The sequence below is a fragment of the Mesorhizobium sp. WSM4837 genome (assembly GCF_055811435.1).
Map to the genome: position 1 here is coordinate 1 of NZ_JBVVQE010000180.1, position 1928 is coordinate 1928.

Consider the following 1928-nt stretch of genomic DNA (forward strand, 5'->3'; position numbering starts at 1 on the left):
GCGTTGGGGTGGATTGCCTGTAGGGTGCCGGCCTGGCGGATTGGGGTCGGCCGCACGACAACTACCAGAGGGTAGGTAGAAATCACGGAAGTCCTAAGCGCTGCCGTCTATTTCGATTCCCTCGTCGATCGTTCGAACTGGCTGATAGGCGTTGATTTCCAGCCATTCGCGCAGCACGATCTGAATGAGTTCCGACCGGCCAATTTTCATTTCAGCCGCTATGAAGTTGAGAGCGTCATCCATTGCGGGCTCCAGCAGCACGCCGGAGACGTTTCTAAGCATCAATGGAGCGCGACGCGTTACGTTACAAACCGCGCCGCGAAGGTATGAGACGGTCTGCAAAGACTGGGTGAACCACCCCGGAACGGCCGCCAAACCAGCCAGCAATCGCGCCAAGCACAAGGGAGACGAATGCCAGAAGCGCGCCGGTCGATGCGATCGAAGCAGCGGTATCTGCGGCTTCCGCCGCTTGTTGCTTCGCCTGCTCGACGGCTTGGCGATATTGCTGTTCCATTTGCGTCACCTGTTCCGTGGCTTGTTCGAGAGGGATACCACGTGCCGTCGCCAGTGCTTGTGCTGCGTTTTGACGGGCTGAATTGACATCCGCCTCGTTGCCCATGACGAGCGCACGCATCGCACTGATGGCCGCATTGTTAAGCGCCTCCGGGTCCGTACCGGTCGAGCGCACCTGAGCCTCAATGGCTTCCAGAGGATTAGCCTCTGCCACAATTGGTTCCGCGGTTTGCGCTACGGTCTCGCCCAAGCCGCCGACGGCGCTTGCGATACCGCTAAAAGCTCCGCCAACAATAATGCCGACTGTGCTGGTGAGGAAATATAGCACCAGCAAGGTTGTGAGTGCCCAGGTTGTCAGCCCATGGAGCGCGCCCGTGGTGGGGGACGTCTTGCCGGACATCCGAGCAGCGATGTAGCCGCCGACGAACGCAGCAACAATGCCAGACAGGACGTACCAGATACCGGCTACAATTGAAAACGTCGATGCCTCGGGATTGTCACCGGTCCCGGGATCGAGCGTCGCGATGCCGACACCAGCACCCAGCATCGTCAGCAGGACTTGCGTCACGAGAGCCACAACCACTCCGGCGAGAATGGCGCCCCAACTGACTTTGTTCAGAAGGATCGCGTGAGCATCATCACTTGCGGTCGAGTAAGCCAAATTTTCTTCTTGGCGGGGGTTGGGAATTGCGTCGCTCATCACTGTTGTCCTTGTTATTGCGGCAAGCTCCTGGGGAACCAGCGCTGCGATGATGGCCTTCATTGCTGGGGCTGACCGCCCTCGACTCTCCAACCGCAGGGAGAGAGAAATGTTCCGAATTGCCGTGCGGAGATGATCATGAAACGCACATTGATTATCCTATGCCCGTTGCTGGTCTCGTTCGAGGCGCAGGCGATTTCTCGTTACAACTCGACCAGCATGAGCTGTGACGAGGTCAGGGCAACGATCGCAGGCGACGGCGAGGCGATAACGCGCTATCGCTCGAGGCGCGACTCGAGCCATGGCAACAACAGCGGAGGACAATTTCCGGATCGAGGTTTGGGACCGCGAGGAGAAGGCGCTTGTCGAGACCATCTGTCGATCGCCGGACTCATTTGTCAGCCAAGCGGCCTGGCAAACCGCCATCCGCGCGCCGCAGACCATCGTAGAGGGCAGCATACATGCCGGGCTGGACGTATCGCTGAGCGATCTCCGCAAATGGCACATGTTACGGGCCTGGTGCAGAAATTGCTCGCACCATGCGGAGGTCAAGGCGCCCGCCCTCATCAGGCGCTATGGCAGGGACGCGCTCTTCAGCACGGTCGAAAGGGCACTGCCTGGGTCCAGTATAGAGGGCCGGTTACTTCATGCGAACCTGTGCCACGCTGTCCCTGTAGTCCGCTTTCGGGTCGCCCATCCCGAGGAAAAGTTTCAC

General features: G+C 59.3%; 2 protein-coding genes and 1 pseudogene. 1 reads left to right on the forward strand and 2 read right to left on the reverse strand.

Going from position 1 to position 1928, the window contains the following annotated elements:
• Positions 1–93: 93 nt before the first annotated feature.
• Together AC0L3D_RS36510 and AC0L3D_RS36515 are read right to left on the reverse strand one after the other, a co-directional pair.
• A complete protein-coding gene (locus tag AC0L3D_RS36510; RefSeq protein WP_287240870.1) occupies positions 94–243 on the reverse strand; it encodes a hypothetical protein in 150 nt (49 codons plus the stop codon).
• Between the two features lie 61 nt (positions 244–304).
• Positions 305–1213: a PhnA-like protein gene (locus tag AC0L3D_RS36515; protein ID WP_473630532.1), complete on the reverse strand. Its 909-nt coding sequence runs from the start codon at positions 1211–1213 to the stop codon at positions 305–307.
• A gap of 301 nt (positions 1214–1514) precedes the next feature.
• Here AC0L3D_RS36515 and AC0L3D_RS36520 point away from each other — a divergent pair.
• A pseudogene (locus AC0L3D_RS36520) lies at positions 1515–1928 on the forward strand (hypothetical protein); the annotation flags it as partial.

Coding starts and splice junctions, on each gene's coding strand:
- AC0L3D_RS36510 (WP_287240870.1), bottom strand. CDS start 243: ATGGATGACGCTCTCAACTTCATAGCGGCTGAAATGAAAATTGGCCGG.
- AC0L3D_RS36515 (WP_473630532.1), bottom strand. CDS start 1,213: ATGAGCGACGCAATTCCCAACCCCCGCCAAGAAGAAAATTTGGCTTAC.